Here is a 2,297-nt window from a genome sequence, read left to right as displayed (position 1 = left end):
GCACCTCGCCCACTGGGACAGCAGGATGTACACCGCCCAGAAAGCACAGTTCGTTGCGGTAGATGTTGCCGATTCCGGCAAGGTTGCGCTGGTCCAAAAGCGCCAAGCCGATGGCGCGCCCGGGATCTGCCAGTAGCCGGCGCTCTGCTTCGGCAGCGTCCCAGTCGGGTCCTAGCAAGTCCGGCCCCAGATGCCCGACGGCGTTGCCCACTAACGCAGCTGGCAGGACTTCCAGCGTTCCCAGGGAGAAGCCGACGGCCGAAGCCAGCTGCGTTTGCAGAATGACCCGTGCGGTGAATGCCGGACGGCGCCAGCGGGCTGTCCGGCCGTTTTCAAGCGCTGGGTAAATGTCCCAATGGCCTTCCATGGACAAGTGCGAATGAATGATGCTCTCACCCACGTGCATGAGCAGGTGCTTGCCGCGAGACTGGACTGAGGCGACGGTTTCCCCACTGAGATCCAGCGTCGCGAACGCAGGCATCCGGAAATCGCAAGCAGTCAGCACTTGCCCTTCAAGAACGGCCCGCAGATCCCGGGCCTGCCGCCAGACGGTGTCTCCCTCAGGCACGGATCCGCACTCCCCGCGGTGAACTGTACGCGCCGGATTCCAGCAATGCCCGGGCCAGCGGTGTCCCTAATACGTCGGCGCCGTTCACCTTTTCAATGGCCATCTTGTCAATGGCCCCGCGCTTCACCACACGGACCAGTGCGGCAGCAGCCAAGGCAATGGCCGATTCGTCGTCGCTGAAGCACAGCAGCGTGCGGCCGCCGCGCTCCACGTACAGGACCAGTGCGCCGTCGACCATCACCACCAGCGCACCGGCCTTCCGCCCCGGCCGGTGCCCGGAATCCAACGGCGGCCACGACAGCGCAGCCCCGTACGGGTTGGCGGGGTCGGTCGCAGCCAGCGCCAGGGCCTGCGGGGAGCGTGGATTCAACGTGGCGTCCTCGCTGAACGTGCGCAGCCGGTCCACCGTGGCGGACACGGCAAATTGTGCCGCCCCCAAGTGCTCAATGAAGTAGCCGCGCCGGCACTTTCCGCCTTCTTCGAGCCGGGCCAGGACCTTGTACATCAGCCCAAAGCCGCCGGGGACCCCAGCATTCATGACGGACCCGCGCGTCACCACCCCGTACCTGTCCAGAAACAGTTCAGCGAGGGCGTGGCTGCGCAATGTGGCATTGGCGACGGCGGCAGCGCCGTCCCCGGAGTCCGCAACGGGCAGCAGACTCCAGCGGCCCGCTCCCATCGGCGGCGCCCCGCGCTGCGCCCCGGCGACGCGGCCCGGTAGTCTGCCATACCGCCCGGCTCGAGCAGGACGCAGCCGCGACGGGGCAGCTTTTTGCTTGTGCGCCGTGTGCCCACCCGCCAGCATGGCACGGACGGGAGAAAAAGTGTCGTTGCTGATCCGCCCGGCCCACAACAAATCCCACAACGCAGCAGTCAGCTCAGTGTCGGACGACGCCAGATCCGGGCCCTCGGCCGTCATCTCACGCAGCTGATGAAAGAAGTACGCGCCACCATGCGACAAGGCATTCAAAATGCTCTGCTGTAGCTGCCCGGCTGTGAAATCCGCCGCCGGGTTCAGCGTCAGCTCCGCGGAGTCGGCCACATGCAGGCTCAGCCAGCCGTCGTTCGAACCCAGCGACCCGGCTCCTGAAAGCAGCACCTCACCGCTGGCCGTGAGCTCGTCAAGCATGGCGGGGGAATAGTCGGCCACCCGCGCAGCCAGCACCAGTTGCTCCCACGCCGACGCCGGAATGGGCACACCCGCCAACTGGTCCACCACGCTGAGCACACCGTCCAAACCACGCAGGGGAGAAGCGTTCGACGCCGCCGTGACACGCTGCCACGCGGGCAAGAACCGCCCAAAAGTTCGTGCGTCGACAGGTTCAACCTCGGCCCGCAACGCCGCCAGTGACCTGGTGCGCAATTGGCGCAGGACCTGAACGTCACACCATTCGGATCCACCCGCGGCAGCAGAACTGTTGGGTAAAAACTCTCCTTCCGCCACACGCCTGTCAGCAGCCAGCCGTGCCAATGCCGAATGCACGACGGCGACCCCCAGTCCCAGCCGCACAGCAGCTTCCGCGGCGGTGAATGGACCGTGAGTGCGGGCATAGCGACCCACCAGGTCGCCCAGCGGATCCGCCACGGGCTCAATGAAGGCCAGTGGCACGCCCATGGGCAGCGGGATGCCGAGTGCGTCGCGCAGGCGTGCGGCGTCTTCAACAGCTGCATAGCGCGGTTCACCCGCCATGTTGACGTGCAGCGCGCGGCCTGTCGTGAGAAGTTCAGC

The 2,297-nt window shown here is 66.3% G+C and carries 1 protein-coding gene and 1 pseudogene; both read right to left on the bottom strand.

Annotated elements, in window-relative coordinates; all coding sequences use genetic code 11:
- The coding region (locus Q4P21_RS14400) for a DNA-formamidopyrimidine glycosylase family protein (protein ID WP_303389430.1) at positions 1-568 on the bottom strand (568 nt) is incomplete at its 3' end.
- Positions 561-2,297: pseudogene (locus tag Q4P21_RS14395) on the bottom strand (ATP-dependent helicase); the annotation flags it as partial. The pseudogene Q4P21_RS14395 and the gene Q4P21_RS14400, both read right to left, overlap by 8 nt.

This window comes from Arthrobacter sp. (genome assembly GCF_030540645.1).
Taxonomy (GTDB): Bacteria; Actinomycetota; Actinomycetes; order Actinomycetales; family Micrococcaceae; genus Specibacter.
Note: the sequence above shows the minus strand (reverse complement) of the source record. Positions and strands in the feature narration are given on the sequence as shown.